Source organism: Lederbergia citrisecunda (assembly GCF_018343695.1).
Lineage (GTDB): Bacteria > Bacillota > Bacilli > Bacillales > Bacillaceae_C > Lederbergia > Lederbergia citrisecunda.
Window position 1 is genome coordinate 2,747,519 of the sequence record NZ_JAGYPJ010000001.1, and the last position, 23,104, is coordinate 2,770,622.

Consider the following 23,104-nt stretch of genomic DNA (forward strand, 5'->3'; position numbering starts at 1 on the left):
TGCAAACTCTATTGAATAAGAGATCAATAATCTCTACTAATTCCTTTAATCGAATTAACATTATCTAATACCGGAATAGATATTTCTCTTCCCAACAAGATTAAATCGACTACACGTTGACTCGCTTTACCATCTAAGTCATCAAAGAAATAATCTCTAAACGGCTTTATTTTTTCTTCGGCGAAGTCTTTATTTACTATTTTCTCTACCAATTCATTTGTAGTCTTAACAAGATTTCCAGGTATAAATGATTGATACTCATAATAAAAACCTCTTTTACTAATATATTCTTCAACATCATAGGCAAAGAATAGCATCGGTTTATCCAATAAAGAGAATTCAAAACAAATTGATGAATAATCTGTTATCAGTATATCCGCAATTAATAATAAATCATTAACTTCTCTATAATCCGTGAAATCATAAAAGAAATCGGAATACTGATAAGGGATGGTTACCTTATTTAAAATGATGAAATGTAATTTAAATAAAAATACATATTCATCTTTTAAATTGTTATACAGTTTCTCAAAATCTAGGTATTCGATTGGATAATGTGCTTCTTTTCTCCCTCTTCCTCTAAAAGTAGGTGCAAATAAAATCACTTTTCTATCTTTTAAAAATGGATATTTCTCATATAATTCTTGTCTTTTTTGTTCTTTATACTCTTCATCAAAGAAGATATCTGTTCGCGGAATCCCTAATGGATAAATTCGATCCTTTTCAATATCAAAACTCTCAGCATAGTGTGTGGCAACATTTTTTGTACTAACAACTGCTTTTGTGTAATTTCGATGGTCTTTAGAATTTACTTTTGGCCCCCCAGGTTGTCCCAAACGAGAATAACCAAACTTTTTAAATGCACCAGCCCCGTGCCAAAGTTGAATTAAATCAGCCTTTTTCCTAATTTTTAACGGGGAAATCATAGGATAGTTCTCTTCTATTAGAATACTTTTTGACGTTGCACAATAATATGCTAATTTTACTATCTCAATTACAGTTTTTTTGACAAAGCTATTTTCTTTAAACATAAATTTATAGTCATAATCAATCTTCCTATTAACCATTTCTTCATACACAAATTTTAGATTTCCTCCGATTTCTACACGACTGTCGGAAGCAAATAAAATCCTCCTAGGATTGACGGGAAATACGTGGAATAAGTAATATAAAAGTTGAAATACAATCGATCTAAAGATTCGGTATATTAATCCAGGTTTTCTCGTTTTGTTTTTTATATCGCCATAAATTAGACTGGGATTAATATCCCTAATTTTAATTGATTCCAGCAACATACTTTTGGATTTAACATCGTAAGTTACCATTAAATTGTCAACAATTTGGTTTTTTGCAGAGAAAAACTCCATTTGAGCACTATGGAAATTATTTTTTAAAAATTTGCGAATATCTCCTAGTGGAGTTCTTCTAGTGATTAACGTCTGGCTATTTTTTAGGTATTCTATTTCAATATAAGTTTGATATCTACCAGGTAGCAGGGGCTTATTTCCCTGCGATTTTGAAAAATTAATCACCCCAGTAAAACCTGCCCATTGATACATTGGATCTATTTTTTTATTTTTTTCTATTTCAGATACTTGAATATCTTCAAGTACAAACTTTATATTTTCTCCATCTTCATTAACTAATAGGAAGTTTTTTCTTATATTTGAGTAATTGTTTAAAGAAATTCCCTTTATATAACAGTATCCATTAATGTTTAGTATTGACCCGTTCCAACCTAATGAAGTTATTTTATAATCAATGTCTTCAAAATACTTTTTCTGCTCGTCCTTAGGTAATTGATTAAATGATGGAAAATAATTTAATTTATTATCATGGGAATGATTTTGTTCCTTTGTTTCTTCCATTTTATTGCTCCCCTTCAATAGAATCTACCTCTTCTATTACATGTATAAGAATTGGTTTCCTGCAAGCAATATAAACGCTCAGAAAATTGCAATAATATTATTCACGTAGCCCTCGAAACCAATTCTAGAGACGAGTTCCCCCCTCTCATTTTCCGAAGATTGAGATATTGAATAAAATTATTATATCACCTAGAAAAGTGCGAAAATTGACAAACGTTCGACAGAAAAATCAAAGCACTCGAAATTTGTCTAATTTAAAGGAATAAAATTGTACTGCAAGCTTTTTTAGTTATTTGTAAAATAAGTATAATACGGAACTATATTACTATAATTTTATTTAATATATGAAATTCTGGAAAAACGAAAAGGTATAATACCCTAAATATGGTATTATACCTTTTTACTTAAAAAACTTATTCCAATGTATGCTACTGCCATTTCTGCATCCAACTTGAGGACTGCCTTTACTTCTGAAGCACTTTCAGGGTTAAATCCTTTAACATTTGCATAACTCGGACCCTTTGAGAGATTATGGATTGTTTCCATCCAGCTTTATATTGACGGTTTAGGTCCACTCCTTTAGCATTTGCTTTCCAACGCTTAAAATTTGTGCTTCCATTATTTATTTTAATAATAGAAGCATGTATACTTTTCGGAAAAGCTTTAAGTCCCTACTGTTGGAGCGTAACGCCATCTGGATTCACCATAACGAACCAGATAGTAGTAGAATTTAATTAATATACTTCTAGCATCGTAGCCTTTTATTTAACTATTTTTTTATACGCTTTTGCATACTCCTCAATCATATACATATTTAAATTAGTCGTTATCCATTCCCTAGCATGATGAGCCCATTAATAAAGCCAGTAGCTGGACCTCTTCCAAGCGAAACAGCATAATTATCTCTTCCATACTCAGATTTTCCAATAACCTTATATGTAATCAAATCAGGAAATATCCTCCTTAATTTTTTTATATCTGTTACCAGCTGGTCATAAGAATATACTTTGTTTGGATTCACAATGTTAGCTGCTGCTTCAGGTTTTCCATTTAAAGAAAAAATAGATAGTATTGAACACAAATACAATGATGACTGTTCTAAACTTACGCATGTTTTACTTCTATTTTTCAATGAAATTAATGTCTATCACATTCATATATCGGCTATTATCTTTCTTTTGTGAAATAAACAAAATCAAATTCACAGAACTTTTGATTCATTTTTTATAAATACATTTTAGGGGAGAAACTGAATAGAAATTTTACGAAATATTAACGTGTTATTAACGTATTCCGAATATTGAAATGGTATGGTAAATATACAATAATTGAAATGAGGTGCTTCAAATGTTTGAAAAGATCTTTAGTCTATTTAAAGATACAAATTCAAATTCAGAAGAGACTCAGAAAATCAAAAAGAAAAAAGTAAAACGCAAGGAAGAAATAGAATATCCATATAAATATGAGCCAGAAGATAGACACTACTTTTATTAAAGACTGTGGAATAAATTATGCAAAGCATCTAATTATGTAGATGCTTTTTTCATATTATCTGCTGCTTCTACAGATGGAGTTACGGAAAAATTTCTATTTCTAAGACATAAAATTAATATAAGCGACAACAAAATTACCTTATTTAATAGTTTAATCAATTATTTCTTCCACGCCTTCTTGTTTTTCTTATATTAGATAATTTTAGAATAATTCAAAATGAAAAATGTCAAATTTTGTAAAGTAAATAAGATTTTTCAAGAATTAGAGGGGTTTTTGCGCTTATTTGACAAAAAAAAAAAGAAGAGGATAAATCCTCCCCAAACCAGTTTATTTAATTAGATTTCCAAAATTGCCTGCTGTCGTTCATATGCCTCTTGTTTGTAAGCTTCCCTTTCCACTTTTGTCATTTTTTTGTATTTTTTTAAAAACATCTCATATTTAGGTAAAATTTCTTCTACAGATCCATACTCTCTGACCATACCGTACTCTAGCCATAAGATTTTTTCACAGAAGTTTTTCATTTGGTTAATTGAATGGCTTACAAAAATCATGGTCTTTCCGTTTTTCTTAAATTCATTCATTTTTTCAAAGCTTTTTTCCGCGAATGCTTTATCACCAACTGATAGTGCCTCATCTATTATTATTACATCTGGGTTAACATTAACAGATATAGCAAAGCCCAATCTTGACTTCATACCACTCGAGTAAGATTTTACAGGTTGATCAATAAATTTTCCTAGTTCCGAGAATTCAATAATTTGGGGTTCTAATTCTTTTATTTCATTTTTACTGAAACCAAGCATCAAGCACTTCATTTCTATATTATCCCTCCCGGTTAATTCCTCTTTCAGACCGGAAGCTATTGCTATTAGTGCCGTTTGCCCCATCACTTTTACCGAACCTGAAGTTTCGGGTACTATTCCAGCTATTATATTTGATAAAGTTGATTTTCCAGACCCATTAATTCCTACAAATCCTACCACATCACCTTTATTTGCTTCAAAACTAACATTTGATAATGCATAAAAATCTTCGCCATAGCTTTTGGGTGTTATTAGATCCAGCAATCTCTCTTTTGTATTATTATATAATTTATATTTTTTCGTAACATTGTTTATAAGGATAGCTTTATCCATTCTTATCACAACCGTTTATAAATAGTCTATAAAATGTTTTCTAAATTTCATATGGAGCATTGAGCCAAATATAAATAAAACAATAACTAATCCCCAAAAATATAAAGTATATTCCCAATGTTCAATAAAATACCAATCTAATCCAAAAAATGCTGAGCGGTAACCTTCAATTAAGTAATACAAAGGATTTATTTTTAGTAACGTTGGTAAGGGTTCCTCTAAAATTGTTACTTGCCAAAGTATCGGTGACAAATATAAGAGCATTCTTAACACAGCATTCAATAGCATATGAAAATCCCTAATAATCGTAGAAATTGTGGAAGTTATTAGTGATATAGAAAAAATCAAGCAAAATGCAGCAAAAATAAAATAAAACAACTGGAAAAAATTAAAAGTCAAATAGTATCCGGCAAACTGGAAAATAATGACTATAAGAACAATCATCACCAAATGGATATAAAATTGTGAAAAAATCACAATATTAGGAATGATGCTCATTGGAAAATTCATTTTTGAAAGGATTTTTAGCCTGGTATAGATAGACTTTGAACTCAGAATCGTCGACTGATAAAAAAATGTCCATAACATAAAAGCAGATAACATCCAATAAATAAATGGTACACTAAAACCACTTACCACCTCAATGTTAGCCCTTTGTCTTATACTTCCAAACACGAACCAGTATATAAGAATTTGTATTATTGGGTTTAATATTTCCCATGCCATACCTAAGTAATTGTTTTTGTTCTCACTTTTTAATTCAAAGAAGGAAAGTCGTCTTATTAAGTAAAAGTTTTTTATTTGTTCTTTAATAATATTTATAGCGAAATTCATAATTGATCCTTTCACTTACCAAAAAAGTTTTTAAATTAGCTTATGTATCATTAAATTATACAAGCATAATTTATAAAAAACAAATTGAATCCAATATTCACCTACTCAGAACATTAATTTATTTTTTACTTTACAGAAAAAAACACATTTATTGCCTCTTATTACCTTTTGAGTGAAGAGGACTGATAAATGTGTAATTTCCGATTAAATATATCGAAGACATTACTTAGAACTAATTAAATTAGCAGTTTTCAAGGCTAACCGTACAGATTTTCTATTTAATGTACCTTTAAGATGTTTTATTTTTTTATCTTGTGCATTCAATTTCTTTTTCTGCTCATTAATTGTCTTATTTTTATCCGCTAATTTCTTTTCTTCGTAAGGATAATATTTTTCCCATCTTTCTACCATTTCCTCCATTGTACAGCCGCTTATTGGAGTAATAGGAGGCAGGAGCTGAACTTTTCCTAACTGCTCTTCTAAAGGTACTCTAGTAGGTGTAAGACTATCTTTGTAAATATGGTCTATCTTATTATTATTTAAGAAGCTGATAAATTTATCAAAATTTTCACCTTGTTTCTTGGCAGGTGATTGAAAATCAACTTTTTCTATCAAGTCTGACAAATTGGTTTTATCCGTAATTTCATGAGCCATTACATGTGTCAAGTTATGATATTCTGCTAGTTCTCTCATCCTAGCATCTTTAGGAATTAAGATACTAGGTGTTCCAGCAATAGTCGCTGTAATATTACCATGGAGTCTAGCTCCGAAGCTCAAATCTGCTTGTCTTAAGAAATCTAGCCATGTTGGTACATTTAAAAAGTATCGTACTCTATTATTCATATAAACAGGATCTGACATTTTAATTGGGTAATTTTCACTCGATTCAGCTATAGAAGGAAACCCCGAATAGACTAGCTTCATTTCTTTCATCCATTGTGGAATAAAGTAATGATTTGGGTATTCTTTCATACTCCTATCAATAAAATCCAACACATTTTTAGGCGAAAGCATTGATGAATTTACACTAACTATTGATTCCTTTGTTATATTGGTTTTTCGGATATGCAATTCACTACCAAATGCGTACATCGAGGGACAACCTATTACGGTGTGATCGATTCCTTCACGGAATCCAAGTTTAGAAAGATATTTAGAGGTAATTTCTCCGCGGAGACCTATTATTTCTGATTTTTCTAATACTGCTTTAACAAATGCTTTTACATCTTCGTCAAAAGGAAATCCCTCATTTAACTTTGGTTCAAATGGTGCTCGTAAACCTACACCAATGACATAGACTGGAATTTTCAGCTTTTTTATCAATTGTGTATATTTACGTAGTGATGGAACAAATTGTTCACGAAAAGCATCCGCCAAAGGAATTACATAGCAATCATATTTTTCATTTATTTCATCGGCTCTTTTTGGGTCGTCATCATAATAGTCAGGAGTAATAACCGTGTCTTCAGTTGTTAGGGTGCGAAAAATGCTATATTGATAAACTAAATTACCAACATTACCACCAATAGAGTTATCTATAATCATTTTTGATGCATCAAACGTATCAAGTGGTGAAATACCAGCTCTTATTAGAATGTTTCTCATAAAAAAACTTTTCCCTTCCAAATTTCTTTGTATTTAGAGTACGGTTCATTTTGTTGCAATCATTATGTTAAGATAAAGTTTCGTCAAAGTCAATTTCAGTTATGTTACGATTATTCAAGGTAGAACAATCCCTGAAATTTGTAAAAAACTCACATTTTTATAGAGTAAGTACCCATAGGAAGTTAAAGTCCAATAAGAATCTTCATTAAATATTAAAAGAGGCTGACTTGTTACACCGAGTCAGCCTCTTGACTAAGTTTTATATTTTGCTCTTGGAATAAATAGTTAACCAAGTTTTTACTGGAGTTTCCATTCGAATATTTGTTCCATTTAGTGGAGTATTCCCCTAAAAGTTCTAAATCAAATTTATTTTCTTTTAATGTATGAATCAATTCCTCAGTAGTTCTTACTATGGGACCAGGAATAGATTCTTCAAAGTCTTCTATCAACCCTCTATTATTCTTATACTCTTCAAGATCATATGTATAAAAAATCATTGGTTTATTTAAGATTGAAAATTCATACGGTATTGAAGAATAATCTGTAACTAGATAATCAGAAATGAGTAATAATTCGTTAATATCATACTTAGGGGATGAGTAATCAAATACAAATCCAGGGAATTTTTCCTGATAATTATCTGTTATATTAATTGCTGGATGTAATCTTAAAATAAGGATATATCCCTCTCCTAGTTGTTTTTGCACTTCTTCCATGTCAATATTTAGATGGTTTAGTTCTAACTGATTATCACGATATGTTGGAGCATACAATATGATTTTTTTATTATGTAACTCCGGGTTACTTTTTAATATTCGATCAACAATTATTTGTTGAGTATTTCTCTGGTAAAAAAAATCTGTTCTTGGTATTCCGGTTCTTAATATTTGCTTAGGAGAAATGTTAAATGAACGGATAAAAATATTAGCCATTATATCAGAACCAACAATCACCTTATGAAAATTTTTATAAACCTTCCTAAATCTAAGATTTGCTCTCTTACTTCGATTCTTAATTGAAATATCCTCTAGTCCAAACTTTTTAAGAGCACCTGAAGCGTGCCATAACTGTATAACCTCAGCCTCTTTTTTAAATTTAGTAGCTGCTAGGAATCCAAAGTAGTTGTCTATAAGAATATGCCTTGAAGTAGCTAAATGATATATTGTTCTTAAAAAGGTAAAAATGTTATACGTATCAAAAGGGATCTTTTTTAAATGTGGATACGATTGGAAATGTAAATAGCTCTTTCCCTTAAATAAAATAATAGTTTTGATTGCAATTTCTTGCTTCTGTATTTCCTCTAGAATATATTGACTGTTATCACCAAATGAAACAACAAATGTAATTTTATTTTTTAGCGGAAATAATTTAAAAAAATTAAAAATCACCTTAAAAACAAATAAATATATTGTTATACAAACTTCTTTGATCATTTTTCATCAATATCCGTTTTTATTTTTGTTGTCGAAACACCTTTAGTTCTTGGTAGGTAAATAACTTCACAATATTCCTTTAAAAAATCAAAATGCCCTTTCCAATCATCCCCCATAACGAAAAGATCAATCTTAAGTTTTTGAACATCTTCGACTTTTTGCTCCCAAGTATTTTCAGGTATTACTTTGTCAACAAACTTAATTGATTCCAAGATTACTTTCCTGTTTTCAAAGCTATGATATGACTCTTTTTTCTTTATTTCGTTAAACGAATCTGTCGATAAACCAACAATTAAATAATCACCTAGCTCCTTTGCTCTTCTCAGTAAATTAATGTGGCCTATATGAAGTAAATCAAACGTTCCATACGTCAATACCCTTTTCAAATCTAACCATCTCCTTACAGAGCATTAATCTGGGAATTAAGAAGGTAAACCTTGTATTATCATTCCTCATTATATATTCATAAGTTTGTGTTTTCAAACACATCTCGGATAAAAAGAAAACCTTAAAAGAAAACAAAAATCCCTTTAAGGCCCCTTTATCTATTACTTATTTTCTTCTTTACTCTGTCTTAAAATTAATTGGTCGACTACTCGTTCACTTGATTTTCCATCATGATGATCAAAGAAATACTCAATAAATGGCTTGATTTTTTCCATTTTAAAGTCCTCATTTTTTATCGTTTTAATCATATCATCTGTAGATTTTACTAACGGTCCAGGAATAAAAGAACTATATTCATAATAAAAATCCCTTTTCTGAACGTATTCTTCAACATCATATGCAAAGAAAAGCATCGGTTTATTAAGAAGTCCGTATTCAAAGCAAACGGATGAATAATCTGTGATAAGTAAGTCCGTTACAAACAATAAATCATTAATTTCTCGGTATGATGAAAAATCATAGAAGAAATCTTTATATTGGTACGGAATATTAAAATCATTTTTTACAAAAGGATGTATTTTGAACAAGAAAACATATTCGTCTTTTAGTTCGTAATAGAGTTTATCCAAATTTAAAACTTCTATTGGATAATATGCAGATTGCTGGCCATTTCCTCGGAAAGTTGGAGCAAATGTGATGACCTTTTTCCCTTGTAAAAATGGAAATTCGGTATATAATTTCTTTTTGATATTTTCCTTATAAGTCTCATCAAAAAATATATCAGTACGAGGGATTCCTGTGGCTACTACTTTTTCCACATCAATTCCAAAACCTTCAGCATAATATTTTGCCACATGTTCCGAACTTACAATTGCTTTGGTGTAATTTCGATGGTTTAACGATTTAGGTGAAGGTCCTCCCGGTCTCCCAATTCTACTAAAGCCAAAGGTTTTAAATGCACCTACAGCATGCCAAAGCTGAATTAATTCTGCATCTTTTCGAATTTTTAAAGGATATACCATTGGATAGAAATCGTCTAAAAGAATAAATTCGGAAGTAGCTAAATGATACGCTAGATTTTTAATTTCTTTTAAACTTTTATTTTCTCCAGTTTCATTTTTTAACATAAAATAATAATCCAAATCTAAATTCCTTTTTTTCATTTCTTCGTATACAAATAAGAAGTTTCCTTCTAATTCTGTTCTACTGTCGGAAGCAAATATAACCTTATTTTTTTTTATAGGTCTTAGACAATATATTTTGTAAAAAAATCTAAAGCCATATGATTGGTGGAAACGGCTTGCAAAACTTTTTTTATACTTATGCGATTCCAATCCCATTTCTTTCGGATTGAAATCCTTTAGTTTTGTTGAATTAATTTTCAATGTTTTGGCAGCTTGGTCATACGTTACCATTAAATTGAACTTCATTTCCCGTTTTGCCGTAAAGTATTCCATCTTTGCTGAGTGGAATCCTTCATTTAAATACGATTCAATATTTCCAAATGGAAATATTTTCCTATATTTTTTATCCCCTAGTACGTAGACTTCAAGCTCTAAATATACTTTATATTCTGATTCAGGCAATGGCCTATTATTAGGGATAAAGGTAGCAAAATTAATTTCTCCTTTAAATCCAGCCCAATTATACATTTCATCTATTGTGTTCTCTAAACCGACCGTTTTTAAAGGTACATCCGAAATTGGTACGGAGAATTTTCTACCCTTCTTATCTACCAATAATATTCGTTTTTTCACCACGTCTTCATCATTCATTGGTATATTTTCCAAATAGTAATAACCTTCTATTGTCATGATTGGACCGTTCCATCTCATAGAGGTTATTTTTCGTTTAGGAATAAGATGGTCATCCTCACTAAGCACTTCATTTATTAAGGATAAAGAATCTGATAAATATTCTTTTTCTATAATTATGCGATCATCTTCTATAATAAAATGCTTTTTAGTTCCCGCTTCGATTTCAAAGTGATTTTTTTTGCGAAATAACTTATAAAATATTCTTTTAAATTTCCTCTTTATCCTCGAAAGCATCCTTATACTCCTATCTATAAACAAGTGGATTTCTTTTTTTAATAAATGCGAACAGAGGATTAAGTAATTTTTAATCCTCTATCTAAACTCTTAAGTAATTTTTGCCATTAGATGATTCGCTATTCTTTTACTTGCATTCCCATCTGCATAATCAAAAAAGAAATCTCGAAAATTTGTAATCGATTCGATATCATATTTACCCTTTGATATCCAACTACCTAATGATTCAGTATTTGTAAATAAAGGTCCAGGTATGAATGATTTATAATCAAAATAAAAATCTCTTTCTTTAATGTATTCATCCAAATCTGTGGCAAAAAATGCTATTGGCTTGGTTAGTAAACAATAATCAAAAATTACTGAGGAATAGTCAGTAATTAATATATCAGCTATCGTTAGCAATTCTTCTATATTAAATTCATTATCAATATGATGGACGAAGTGATTTTCCTTCATATCATTTTTTGAATTTTTTCTCATGTATGGGTGAAGTTTAATAAGTAAAATATACTCCTCGCCAATTATTTCTCTTAAAAGTGAAAGGTCTATTGGACAAACAAATTCGGATTGCCTATGACTACCTCCACGAAAAGTAGGGGCGTATAGAATAACTCTTTTATTTTTAAAGTCAGGAAAATTTTTCTTGAATTTACAAAAGGCTTTTTTCTTTTTATGTTGGTCAAAAAAGAAATCTGTTCTTGGCAGTCCTAGAGGGTATATTTTCCCCTCAGACATGCCAAATGCCTCAGCAAAATAAGGTTTTACAGAACTCGAACTAACATATACCCTGGAATAGTTTGAGTGTATTTTTACCTGATCTAAGTATTCGGATTTTGGACCAAAAGATTTCTCTACTATACTTAAGCCAAACTTCTTAAATGCTCCTGCTGCATGCCATAATTGAACAATTTCCATACCTTTGCGTGGTTTTATGACATAGATAGGAAAATAAAAATCATCAATGATAAAATAACGAGATGTAGCAAGTTCATAACTAGCTCTTATCATATGAATAACGTAGGAAGCTTTGCCAAGTATACTGCCATTAAATTTTTTAAAAAGACATTTGTAATGGTATTCTTCGTAGCTGTCTTTCATCTCATTAAAAAGGAATAACAAGTTCCCTTCTAATCCTTCAGAACGATATGAAGCGAAGGTTATTTTTTTTTCATTAACTGGAAAAAGATTCTTGCATATAAAATAAGTTATTTGAATGATACTTTTTACTATGATTGTAGGGGTTATTTTTTTCAAATTTAAATGCCTTCCTCCCCAATAAACCGGATTATTCCATTTATATTTTCCACTCAATTACGGTTTTTCCCCAAGAAGAGGTAATATCTTTTTCAAAAGCATCAATAATATCGTTTATGGTGCGAACTTCATGAACTTCACCAACAAGAGTACCCAAATATTCTACAAATTCAGGATGTTCCTTCATAAACTCCACTGTATTAACAAAGTCGCTTCGTCCGCTTCTACTACTTCCAATCACAGTGATTCCTTTTTCCAAAATCATTCTTGTATTAATTTCAACGGGGTATTCTGAAACCCCCATAATAGAAATGGATCCCTCAGGGTAAATATAGTCAATAATTTGATTGATAGCGTCCTGACTGCCCTTTCCTCCAACCGCTTCAAAAGCATGATCAATTGATATGTTTTCAGGAATTTCATCGATTTGGTGTGTTTCATCAACAAAGGAAAAGTGGTCTAATTTATATTGATTTTTCCCAAAGACAATTACTTTACTTTCTGGATAGCGTCTTTTAAGTATTAAAGAAGTAATGTATCCAAGGTTTCCATCGCCCCAGACTCCAAACACATTCCGTCTGGCGTGGGACCTTGCTTCAAAACGAACTAGAGAGTGCATTGCAATCGTAATTAATTCAATAAATGCCGATACATGAGAATCTAACCCTTCTGGAAGTTCGACAATTCTATCTCTATTCATAAATAGATAATCCTGCATAAATCCATCGTAACCACTAGACCTAAATTTGCTAGATCTCAGATAATTTTCAGCGCAATATTCATCTTCTTCAAATGGTGTATTTGGGATCATGACCACTTTAGTACCAGTTTTTATCTTATTTAAAGGATCATAAACAACCTTTCCAATTCCTTCATGAATTAAGGCCATCGGCAGCTTTTTCGCCATTGCTTCCTTGCCGCGTCTACCAGTATAGTAACGTTGGTCTGCAGCACAAATAGAAAGATAAGTTGGACGTATTACTACATAATTTGACTGAAGAGAGCGATCTTTATAAGTGACTTCAAATTGACGAGGGGACACTAAACGATACACTTGGTTTATCATTTTGAAATTCGCTCCTGTATAATGGCATTTGCAACCTTCAAGTCATATGGTGTAGTTACTTTTATATTAAAAACCTCACCCTTAACAAGTTTTACTTTCTCTCCATTTAGAATAAAGATTTTACATGCATCAGTTAAGATCTCTTTTTGCTTTTCATCTAACTGATGATATAGATCCACAAGTTTTTGTATATTAAAACTTTGAGGTGTCTGGCCTTGGAACATCGTATCACGCACCGGTATGTCTGAAATGATTTCCCCATCTTCCGAAGTAATAATTGTGTCTATTGCATCTATAACTGTATCGACTGCACCATACTCAAGTACAGCGTCAATATTTTCTTCAATTATACGGTGGGTTAAAAAAGGTCGCACGGAATCATGGGTTACAATAACATCATCATCATTTATACCAAAGTTTTCTTTTATATATTTAATTCCGCTCATTATCGAGCCATTACGGTCCTTTCCACCTTCAACTACAACAACGCGATCAATAGCACCTATATGTTTTTTAATTATATCATTCGTATGATTAATCCAATCTTTTGGAGAAACCACTATTATTTTCTCGAATCGATCATTCAATAGAAACTTTTCAATTGTATGAATGATTATAGGTCGGTTATTAAGAGTCAAGAATTGTTTGGGCATGTTAATATTACCCATTCGAGTTCCCTTACCACCAGCGAGAATTTCTGCGTAAATCACATAAACCAACTCCTATTCTATAAGATAATGTTCCACGAGCTGGGATATCACTAATGAAATTGTTGAAATATGACGTGAAAACTCATACTACAATATACACTTTTTCTTTTTTATTATCAACGTTTGTCACAATCAATTTAATATTGGTAACTATTTCAAGGACTAGAAATACTCCAACATGAAAGTTTTAAACTCAGGGTTATGAAAATGTAATTATATTGTAATTATGTGATAAAAGTTTTAATTTCCATTTCTCTTGATAGTTTTGTCATCTTAAGGAATTTTTCCGAACCTATTACTGTTGATGAAATTTGTTTTTTAACTTAGCAATAAAATATTCATACTCTATATAGTTGATAGGTTTATATGCAAGAAAAAAAAACGACTTTATAACCAAAAGTTCCGCTTTTTTGTTTACATTACCTAGTAAAGTTTGTCACTAAATTGTATTTTACGTATCCACTAAAACATAGTATGATATACATTAACGAATTTACATTTCCTTTACAAAACCTTCATTTGAATTCATAAATAAAGGAGTTTACCTTAATGGGAAGACAACAAATAAAAATTAGTAAGAAGAAAAGAAGTAGGAAAAGAATATTTTGGTTTCTCGTTTTTCCGATTCTGCTCATCGCCTCATTAGGTATTAGTTATGGCGTACATTTGTACATTAAAGCAGAAAATATGATGGCGGAATCTTTCCATGACGATCGTGAAGGCAAGTCTGATTTACGTGAGAAAAAGGTTGATCCTAAAATCGATAATGTTTCCATTCTCTTTATAGGGATTGACGAGAGTGAAAAACGCAGCCAAGGTGATAACACTCGCTCAGATGCACTTTTGCTGGCAACTTTGAACGAAAAGGAAAAGTCAGTAAAGCTCCTTTCTATCCCTCGAGATACTTACGTATATATCGACGAAGTTGGGTATTCTACGAAAATCAATCACGCTCATAGATATGGTGGTCCTAAAGCGACAATTGAAACAGTGGAAAATCTTTTAGATATTCCAGTTGATTATTATGTCCGCGTTGATTTCGAAGCATTCATGGAGATTGTCAATGCTCTTGGTGGAATTGACGTGGATGTCCCATATGATTTTACTGAGCAAGATTCAAAGGATAAAGCAGGTGCCATTTCTTTAGAAGCGGGTATGCAAACCTTAGATGGAGAACAAGCCCTAGCATTAGCTAGAACAAGAAAAAAAGACAATGATATTGAACGTGGGAAACGACAACAAGAGATTATGAAAGCGATCGTGAAAAAAGCGGCTTCTGGAACTTCTGTTATAAAATACGGACAGGTTATTGATGCAATTGGTTCGAATATGAAAACGGATATGACCTTCGATGAAATTAAAGCCTTTATCGATTACGGCATCGCCAGTCACCTTACAATTGATACAATGACTATTGAAGGCTTTGACAGCTATATCCCAAATAGCAAAGGAGTAAACGTTTATTATTGGCAATTAGATGAGGATGCACTCGCCCAGACGAAAGCTTCACTTAAACAGCATTTAGGTATTACCTCAACTTCTGTTACAAATAATGTAGCTAATCCTAGTACTACACAAGAACAAGAATAATGACTAGTCTAGTCCTTAATTGGCTAGGCTTTTCTTATTTTACTCTTTTCAAGGTCGGGGAAAAAGCAAAATGCAATGATAAAAACCTGTTTAGTGATAAACAGGTTAATGAAAATAGTTTTGTAAGCCCTGGACTATCAAGCCGGCTACTTGTTCTTGATATGTTGGCTCTGAATAACGTTTAAATCGTACTCATTCGAAATAAATCCCCATTCCAATTATATTAATTGGAAGGATTGTTTCTTAACACTTAATAATCTCCAAATTGGTCACCGTTGCCTTTCAATGGTGTTTGCCTATTTAACTGTACTTGATTCAGTTGGATGATAATAAAAGGCTTGGATGCCACTTGCGTTGGCATTTTTATTAGTATTATGATCATACTAATAAAAATACTTGATGGAGAAGCTTGGCTAAAATTGACACGATTATATAATCAAAAAATCTGATCATCCGATCGTGTCATAATTACCTTTGCTCCAGCTCTATCTATTTTCTATTTTACCGTTTGAGCCATTCTGTCATATAGAACTTTTTCCAATATACCATCGTATACTAATCGCTCATGGCCCATGTCCACCATGACCTGCATCCAGTATGATTGTTTTCCCACGAAGAGTACCTGCACTATTTACTATTTTTGTAGAATTAGAGTTGAAAGTTAGAACTTGCAAGCAGCCAGCGATCCCATGCATTATTTCCATCGTTCAAACGAATCCGCCTCTAATCTCCTTTCATCTCAATCAATAAACTCAACTATTGGATATTTAGTTCCAGAACAATATACATGAAATACCAACTTTCTTCAGTCTTTTTCATTATGCATTTGTATTTTTTTGGAACTTTATTAGAGGGATCAGCTATATTTCTACCTACATTTAGAAAAAAGCCTCCATTTTGGGCTTGGGAAGCGTCACTAAAAAACAAGAGCATGGATTAAGTGCCTCCCCACTCTTGCTCATATATTCAGCGATCATTATATCGACTTGGTGGTTTAGGTCTCATAAATTTTAATAATGGTTTATAATCTTTTCCAACTAAGCCCATTACTTCTACAAATAATTCGATTGCAAAAAGTAACACTACGATAATGATCAACGATCCCCATACAGTTGCCATCGAGAACACGACAGCTGCAAGGCTAAACATAGTTGCGATTGCATAAATAATAAGCACTGCTTGCTGATGTGAAAACCCTGAACTGAGCAAACGATGGTGTAAATGGGATTTATCCGGAGAAGAAATCGGCTTGTTGTTAATGATTCTTCGGATAATCGCAAAGAATGTATCGGATATGGGAACCCCGAGAATAATAATTGGGATAACGAAAGAAAAGAATGTTACATTTTTAAATCCAAGCAAAGAAAGTACCGCAATCATATAGCCGAGGAATAACGCTCCCGAGTCACCCATGAATATTTTTGCCGGATAAAAATTAAATAATAAAAATCCAAGTGTGCTTCCCAAAATAATGAGCGCTATCGATAATACGAAGATGTCTCCTTGGATAAAAGCCATAATGCTCAATGTTATGAGCGCTATCGCGGATACACCAGCTGCTAGACCATCTAAACCATCAATTAAATTAATGGCATTCGTAATTCCGATAATCCATAACAGCGTAATTGGAACGATAAAATATCCAAATTCCAATTTTCCACCAAAAGGAAGGTTTATGAATTCAAGATCAAACCCACCTCTAATCGCTACGATAGCAGCTAAAAACTGACCAATCAGCTTATAACGTGGGGGTAGATTAAATTTATCATCTAGGATTCCGGTGATTATAATAATGGTACTTCCCGCGATTATTGGCCATAAATATTCACTATCTTGTCTAGAGATGATTAAACCAATAATAAAGCTTAAGTAAATGGCCAATCCTCCAAGTCTTGGCATTACTTTGTTATGGACTTTTCTATGACTTGGTTTATCTGTTATTTTGTATCTCAATGCGAGCTTTTTTACAAGAGGTGTAATAATAATTGAGGCAACAAAACAAATTATTAAATACAGATATTCCATTTTGTCAACCTCCTTACTGTTAATATTCCGCAAATTGAAATGCCTAGTCGCCAATTTTTATTACATTTATGTAAAATAATGTAAATAATTGATTTATATTTTCCAACTCTAATAGTATCCGACTTAAAGCTAGTTTTCAACTTCTTTTAATCTTACAAGAAAGTATGATCAAAAAAGTTTTCACTTTTTTATTTTTTTGTTTCAATAATTTGTTTTACAAAAGCAGGAATGACCAACATTCTTTTCCATCTGGCAGGCTGAGTGATTAATCTGTATAGCCACTCAAGGTTAAGTTTTCGCCATAATAATGGTGCTCGTTTCACCTTTCCGGCAAGTATATCAAAACTTCCGCCAACACCCATGAAAATTCCTTTTGCAAATGTGTCAAAATTTTTCGCTATCCATTTTTCTTGCTTTGGAAAACCTAATGCAACAAATACAATATCTGAATTGGAATTTTTAACCATTTCACCTATAGAAGGATCGTGTTCGTTAAAGAATCCATGATGATATCCTCCGATGACTAAATTTGGATATTCACTCTTAATATTTTGAACAGCTTGCTCGATTACTTTTTTCCCGGCCCCAAGAAAAAAAACATTTAATGCTTCTTCATTTGCTACATCAAGCAAGTCTTTCAGGACATCAAAACCGGCAACTCTTTCAGGCAGGGGTGTTTTTAAAAGCTTCGACCCCATAATTATTCCTGCTCCATCAGCAATAATATGATCGGCACTTTGCAATGTATTCATATATTCCTGATCTTTCAAAGCATACATAACTATTTCAGGATTAGCTGTCACGATAAAAGTTTTTTTATGGTGTTGTATTTTATGTTTTAAAGTATTTATCATGTCTTGTTTTGTTGTTTTATCAAAATCTAGACCAAGTATATTAACTTTATTTTTCATAAATTGACTCCTATGTAAGGAACTTTGTTTGCTTCATTATAGCAAAAATTAGAGCCAATTTCTTGTTATATTAAGCATTTCCAAAATCTGTGTGAACATATTTTTAAAATCTAATGGACCAGAAAAAGCAGGAGGGCTAAAGAACCATCGATTTAGATAAAAAAGGGCATTATTTTTAAAATAATTACAATTATTTTTCGCTGATCCTATTTTGAAAGGTGTCAAAAAACCGGCACTCACACAAGGAGGCCGGTTTTTATGTGGCTTAACCAATTAGACGTGGAAATCCACGCTTTCGTTACATCTTTTTACAAGTGACTACTTTTTCTTGCTTTTCTTCTTAATCGTCACCTTTTCTTCCGTTACATTGCCACCGAGGTCTACTGCTTTGAAGATGAAGGTGTTGTCTCCGTCTATCAACTCGAGCTCAATTCCGTCAATCGTCTTTTTGAATTCATTCATGCTGTATGGCTCGGATAGTTCATTTTTGAATACTTCGTTGCCATCGACGTAAAGACGGATTGCATCAAAATTGTCAGTGATGTCGGCTGAAACGGTGATGGTGTCTTCTTCAACGTTGTTTTTCGCTTTTACTTTTAGCTTTGGCTTTGTTGTATCAACGAAGAAGCGACGAGCGATGTCTGTTTCGTTGCCGGCGTTGTCGACAGCTTTAATTTTGGCTGTATAATAGCCGTCTTTTTTGTATTTGATTGTGATGGCAAAATCGTATTGATCTTTTTCTGAATTATATGTGAGCTTTGCTTTTTTACCGTCAACAGTTACTTCTTTCACGCCTGATTTATCTTTAACATAGCCTGAGAACTCGATGTCACTTGTTGAAGCAACGCCAAGGAATTCAGGAGTTAAAAGATGAAGATCAGGAACTGTTACATCTTTTCCTTCGCTTACTGCTTTCTCTGTTTTGTTTCCAGCGTAGTCAACTGCTACAACCGTCAATGTTTGTTCAGGGCTTAAGCGTTTTGTGAACTGGTGCTCTGTTTCACCCTTTGTGTAGAGCTTATCAAGGACGGATTTACCGTCAATGAGGATATCCCAGTATGCAAGTCCGCTACCATTATCCTTAGCGTCGACCGTTACTTTTTGTGCGTCTGCATCGAAGCTCGCATTCACTTCTGGTGCAGTTACATCAAGTAGAACCGGTATATTGATCGATTGCCATTTCGCCCCTGGGAAGTCAATGACGGCTGTAGCTTGTAAATAGTATTGACCTTCAGGTGCTTGTTTTCCATTTATTTTTCCATCCCACAAACGAGATGCAGATAATGAATACATCGGTGCTCTGCCACCGTCGTAATAATTCTTCTTCACTTCTGATTCGGTTGCGAGTGTTCGAACGACTTTTTGATTAGCATCTAACACATTGAACTTCACTTCTTTTGCATTTCGAAAGAAGGACAAGATAATCAATGCATCGTCTTGTGTTCCATCTCCGTTTGGTGAAATGGCAATTTTCTTCGGATCGATATCTCCTGAGTTCAGATCTTCACCAAGAAATCCATACTTATCTTTACCCTGGGAAGTCACAACTCCTGTATAACCATAATAGGTGTCACCATCCCACATTGGCTTATCAAAAATCGGTGCCTTATCCCATTCGCCTTTAAATCCTACGTAAGGGACTGTTAACTCTGGATTTTCGTCAGTTGGATCGGTTAACGTAACGAAGCCTTCTAACCAATATCCATTTGTAAAATAGTTGTTTAATGTCGCATTTATGGCACTTACATCCACTGTGACGGAAATATTCGCTTTCCCTTTTGCTGGAACTGTCACGGAACTTACTTCTTTTCCGTTTACGGTCGTTTTTGCGATTCCTTCAAGGTCTAATGCTCCGAATAAGTTCGGTGCCACTAAAAGGTCAGAACCGTTTTTAACGAATTGATCCGTTTGAACATTCGCTGTCACGTCATACGTAACATCTTCATCTGAGAAGTTTTCTGCAATTAATGCAAATGTAACAGTATTATCCGTTACTTGTTTTAATGCAACTTTTGCTTCTTTCGTTAATGCTTCTGTCACCATGACTGGTGTAGAAAGTGCTGCATGGAGCTGCATTAATCCGGCACCTTGACGACGTGGCGAAACTTTTGCATCGTCGAAATCAACTGGCTTTGCTGTATTCATTAATAAATTTTTCGCTCTTAAAATTCTGTCAGCATTGTGAAGACCAAATTCTTCTTCCACACGCTGTAATATAAGGGCACCGCCACCTGAAACATGTGGTGCAGCCATTGATGTACCGCTCATTAACCCATATTTATTATCGTTTAATGTGGAAAGGATTTGTCCACCTGGTGCTGTAATTTCTGGTTTAAAATCAAGGTCTGGTGTAAGTCCCCATGATGAGAAATCACTCATTTGTCCAGCAGATGGATTATCAATTTTCGTTGTTTTCCCGTTAAATGTTATCTTTACAGCTTGTCCGCTTTTTAAAGCAGTGGCTAATTTGTCTCCGTCACTCTTTAACATGAATAACTGCGGAATATTGATTGCATCATCTGTCGCCATGTTGACGATGCCATCCGCATTATTGTAAATGATGACACCTTCTACTCCAGCAGCTTGTGCATTCAATGCTTTATCTGCAAAAGCTAACACTCCACGTTGTACAAGCGCAAATTTTCCCTTTACATCTTTACCTTTATAATCTTCAGGTGCTCCTATACCTGCTTCTACCACTTCGAATGTATTTTTTACAAAGTCATTCGGATGGGTTTTGCTTGCAGATAGGAATGCAGCGGAACCAAGGGCACCATTGATTGCATATTCAAGTTCATCAACTTCCATATACGTATTTTCAAAAGATGCAACTTGCAGGGAGTCATACGATACCCCTGGTGCTCCGCTCACTCCGTAGTCTGGATTGGATGCAAGTGGATAATAGTAGCCATCTCCGAACATTGCAGAGTTTCCAGCAGAAATGGACATTAACACACCATTTTCAACCGCACGTTTAACCGCTTGTTGTTCGGGCGATTCAGGGTCCACGAATCCTGCGGTCGACCCGAGGCTCATGTTCAATACATCGGCGCCAAGCTTAATAGCATCGTCAATTGCTTTAATGTAAATATCTCCATATGTTGATTGCATTTCCGGGTCATTTCCGAATACTTTTAATGCAAGGAGTTGTGCTTCAGGAGCGATCCCTTGGATTCCACCATTTTCTTCGTCTCCATTCGCTCCAACTGTTCCGGCAACGTGCATCCCGTGCATGGAAGCCTCCGCATGGATTTCGCGAATTTCATTATTTTCATCCATATAGTTATATCCATATGGAACTTTTTCTGTGTAATATTTCCCAGGTAAACCGTTATCAGTAATTGCTTCGACTACATTCTGTTCTGTTAGTTTTGCTGTGCTAGAATCGGATAGGACCATGTCGTGATGGCTCGGATCGATTCCAGTATCAATGATCCCAACAACCATTCTTTCCCCTTTAAATCCGTAGTCACGCCAAGCTTTTTGTGCTTCTACTAATTCTTTACTATATTTCATTTCTGGTATTGCAATTGGTCGTTCGTATTCGTTTACGATATGAACTGATTTTACTTCTGGAATAGATTTAATAAGTTCGATGTCTTTATGCTTAATTTCAGCACTAAATCCATTTACTACTGTTGTAAAATCTTTTAAGTATTTTGCTTGTACTTTCTTTTCTTTTATTTTTTCTTTAACAGCCTTTTGATGAGCTTTTACGTTCTTTTCAAGCTGCTTCTTTTGCGCTTTGTCGAGCTTTTCAAATTTGACGCCCTTTTTCGTTGCTATTTCAATTGGAGCTTCTTCTTTTAACTCAACAATGACTCTTTGCTCCTCATTCGGGTCTACTGTTTCCGTTACTACATCCGTTTTAGGTTGTATCTTCTTCTGTGCATTTTTCGGAAGGGTTTCCCCCATCGCAAATGATAGATTTCCGAATGTCAGAAGAAAGATGAACAGAAGAATTGCGCTTCGTTTGAACATAATTTTCCCCCATTCTAAGTTATAAAGTTTATCAAAATACTTCTGGAACCGAAATATTCTGATATTTTAATAGTAATAGGATGTAGAATGGGGGAACAGTCCTAAAAGTCATAGGTGAATTGTCATTGATGAAAGGTTTTGAGAGAATCTTTGATAGAGTTGTTGTCAATTTTTATTTGGCCTTAAATAAATAAGCAAGACTTAACATTTTTTGCCCTCTTTGTATGCCGATGGATGAGAGAATTAAAGAACTAATTTCATATGTTAATGGCAGCGAATCTTTGTAATATGGCTCAATGGTAATGATCCAATTAATAAGATCGACTTGGATAGAAATTTGCCACGTCTTCACCTGTTCATGTACATTCATTTTTATGTACGTTTTCGCACTTAAAGGGGTTGATATAATAATATTTGATGTACTGGATACTTTAGATGTGTTTCTTTTTTTCGAGGTTTTTTCATGAGGTGTTTGTAAACTGTGGATAATAGGAAATGGTGTATGATTATTTTTTTCTGCAAGTTCCCCTTTGAAAACTAGTTCATATTGATTGACAGCCCTTCCTCCTACTGTCAAAATTCTCTCCAATTCTATTAAATACTTCATAATACTCCCTCCATATAAAGTAATATTATCATTATAGTAAAAAATACCCATATATGCAAAACCAAGGGAAATAGTAACATTGGAATAAAGATACTTTCTTTTTAATAAAATGTAGACAATTCATGGCTTTTCTGCAGAAAAATGGGTTAATA

20 protein-coding genes are annotated in these 23,104 nt (G+C 33.1%); 2 read left to right on the forward strand and 18 right to left on the reverse strand.

Annotated features, from left to right (window positions below):
* Window positions 1–23: 23 nt before the first annotated feature.
* The 3 genes from KHA93_RS13470 to KHA93_RS13480 all read right to left on the reverse strand — a co-directional run bounded on the left by KHA93_RS13470 (window position 24) and on the right by KHA93_RS13480 (window position 3,000).
* Window positions 24–1,868 carry a CDP-glycerol glycerophosphotransferase family protein gene (locus KHA93_RS13470; protein WP_233711159.1) on the reverse strand — a complete coding sequence of 615 codons (1,845 nt, stop codon included), beginning with the start codon at window positions 1,866–1,868 and terminating at the stop codon, window positions 24–26.
* 390 nt (window positions 1,869–2,258) lie between these two features.
* Entirely contained in the window at window positions 2,259–2,414 is a 156-nt protein-coding gene (locus tag KHA93_RS13475) for a hypothetical protein (RefSeq protein ID WP_213111200.1), read from the reverse strand.
* Window positions 2,415–2,694: 280 nt separating this feature from the next.
* Window positions 2,695–3,000, reverse strand: a complete 306-nt coding sequence (locus KHA93_RS13480; protein ID WP_213111201.1) for a hypothetical protein — start codon at window positions 2,998–3,000, stop codon at window positions 2,695–2,697.
* Window positions 3,001–3,215: 215 nt separating this feature from the next.
* Between KHA93_RS13480 and KHA93_RS13485 the strand changes: the two genes are divergently transcribed.
* On the forward strand, window positions 3,216–3,362 hold the full coding sequence (locus tag KHA93_RS13485) for a hypothetical protein (RefSeq protein ID WP_213111202.1): 147 nt from the start codon (window positions 3,216–3,218) through the stop codon (window positions 3,360–3,362).
* Window positions 3,363–3,697: 335 nt separating this feature from the next.
* On the opposite strand, the gene tagH is transcribed toward KHA93_RS13485, so the two are convergent.
* The 9 genes from tagH to KHA93_RS13530 form a co-directional block, all read right to left on the reverse strand.
* Complete coding sequence (gene tagH, locus KHA93_RS13490; protein ID WP_213111203.1) at window positions 3,698–4,498, reverse strand: teichoic acids export ABC transporter ATP-binding subunit TagH; 801 nt, start codon at window positions 4,496–4,498, stop codon at window positions 3,698–3,700.
* Window positions 4,499–4,513: 15 nt separating this feature from the next.
* Window positions 4,514–5,332: an ABC transporter permease gene (locus KHA93_RS13495; RefSeq protein WP_213112929.1), complete on the reverse strand. Its 819-nt coding sequence runs from the start codon at window positions 5,330–5,332 to the stop codon at window positions 4,514–4,516.
* A 222-nt stretch (window positions 5,333–5,554) separates the two neighbouring features.
* Window positions 5,555–6,937, reverse strand: a complete 1,383-nt coding sequence (locus tag KHA93_RS13500) for a polysaccharide pyruvyl transferase family protein (RefSeq protein ID WP_213111204.1) — start codon at window positions 6,935–6,937, stop codon at window positions 5,555–5,557.
* 230 nt (window positions 6,938–7,167) lie between these two features.
* The gene (locus KHA93_RS13505; protein ID WP_213111205.1) at window positions 7,168–8,370 is read right to left on the reverse strand and encodes a CDP-glycerol glycerophosphotransferase family protein; all 1,203 of its coding nucleotides are present in this window, start codon (window positions 8,368–8,370) and stop codon (window positions 7,168–7,170) included.
* Complete coding sequence (gene tagD / locus KHA93_RS13510) at window positions 8,367–8,756, reverse strand: glycerol-3-phosphate cytidylyltransferase (protein WP_213111206.1); 390 nt, start codon at window positions 8,754–8,756, stop codon at window positions 8,367–8,369. Before tagD ends, KHA93_RS13505 begins: the two co-directional genes overlap by 4 nt.
* A 162-nt stretch (window positions 8,757–8,918) precedes the next feature.
* Window positions 8,919–10,808 (reverse strand): CDP-glycerol glycerophosphotransferase family protein, encoded by a 1,890-nt coding sequence (locus tag KHA93_RS13515; protein ID WP_213111207.1) that lies wholly within the window; start codon window positions 10,806–10,808, stop codon window positions 8,919–8,921.
* Window positions 10,809–10,898: 90 nt separating this feature from the next.
* Window positions 10,899–12,119 (reverse strand): CDP-glycerol glycerophosphotransferase family protein, encoded by a 1,221-nt coding sequence (locus tag KHA93_RS13520; protein WP_213111208.1) that lies wholly within the window; start codon window positions 12,117–12,119, stop codon window positions 10,899–10,901.
* Entirely contained in the window at window positions 12,103–13,128 is a 1,026-nt protein-coding gene (locus KHA93_RS13525) for a ribitol-5-phosphate dehydrogenase (protein WP_213111209.1), read from the reverse strand. The genes KHA93_RS13520 and KHA93_RS13525 overlap by 17 nt, the downstream gene beginning before the upstream one ends.
* A complete protein-coding gene (locus tag KHA93_RS13530; protein WP_213111210.1) occupies window positions 13,125–13,838 on the reverse strand; it encodes an IspD/TarI family cytidylyltransferase in 714 nt (237 codons plus the stop codon). The genes KHA93_RS13525 and KHA93_RS13530 overlap by 4 nt, the downstream gene beginning before the upstream one ends.
* Window positions 13,839–14,387: 549 nt before the next feature.
* On the opposite strand from KHA93_RS13530, the gene KHA93_RS13535 reads away from it, so the two are divergent.
* Entirely contained in the window at window positions 14,388–15,428 is a 1,041-nt protein-coding gene (locus KHA93_RS13535) for an LCP family protein (protein ID WP_213111211.1), read from the forward strand.
* Between the two features lie 250 nt (window positions 15,429–15,678).
* Here the strand turns inward: KHA93_RS13535 and KHA93_RS23560 are convergent, their stop codons facing one another.
* The 6 genes from KHA93_RS23560 to KHA93_RS13560 form a co-directional block, all read right to left on the reverse strand.
* Window positions 15,679–15,810: a hypothetical protein gene (locus KHA93_RS23560; protein ID WP_267917384.1), complete on the reverse strand. Its 132-nt coding sequence runs from the start codon at window positions 15,808–15,810 to the stop codon at window positions 15,679–15,681.
* A 181-nt stretch (window positions 15,811–15,991) separates the two neighbouring features.
* On the reverse strand, window positions 15,992–16,132 hold the full coding sequence (locus tag KHA93_RS13540; RefSeq protein ID WP_213111212.1) for a hypothetical protein: 141 nt from the start codon (window positions 16,130–16,132) through the stop codon (window positions 15,992–15,994).
* A gap of 262 nt (window positions 16,133–16,394) precedes the next feature.
* Entirely contained in the window at window positions 16,395–17,453 is a 1,059-nt protein-coding gene (locus KHA93_RS13545; protein ID WP_213111213.1) for a glycosyltransferase family 4 protein, read from the reverse strand.
* 188 nt (window positions 17,454–17,641) lie between these two features.
* Window positions 17,642–18,364, reverse strand: coding sequence for a WecB/TagA/CpsF family glycosyltransferase (locus KHA93_RS13550; protein WP_213111214.1), 723 nt, complete (start codon window positions 18,362–18,364; stop codon window positions 17,642–17,644).
* Between the two features lie 318 nt (window positions 18,365–18,682).
* Window positions 18,683–22,345: a S8 family serine peptidase gene (locus tag KHA93_RS23650; protein ID WP_213111215.1), complete on the reverse strand. Its 3,663-nt coding sequence runs from the start codon at window positions 22,343–22,345 to the stop codon at window positions 18,683–18,685.
* A 172-nt stretch (window positions 22,346–22,517) separates the two neighbouring features.
* The gene (locus KHA93_RS13560) at window positions 22,518–22,952 is read right to left on the reverse strand and encodes a hypothetical protein (protein WP_213111216.1); all 435 of its coding nucleotides are present in this window, start codon (window positions 22,950–22,952) and stop codon (window positions 22,518–22,520) included.
* Window positions 22,953–23,104: the final 152 nt, after the last annotated feature.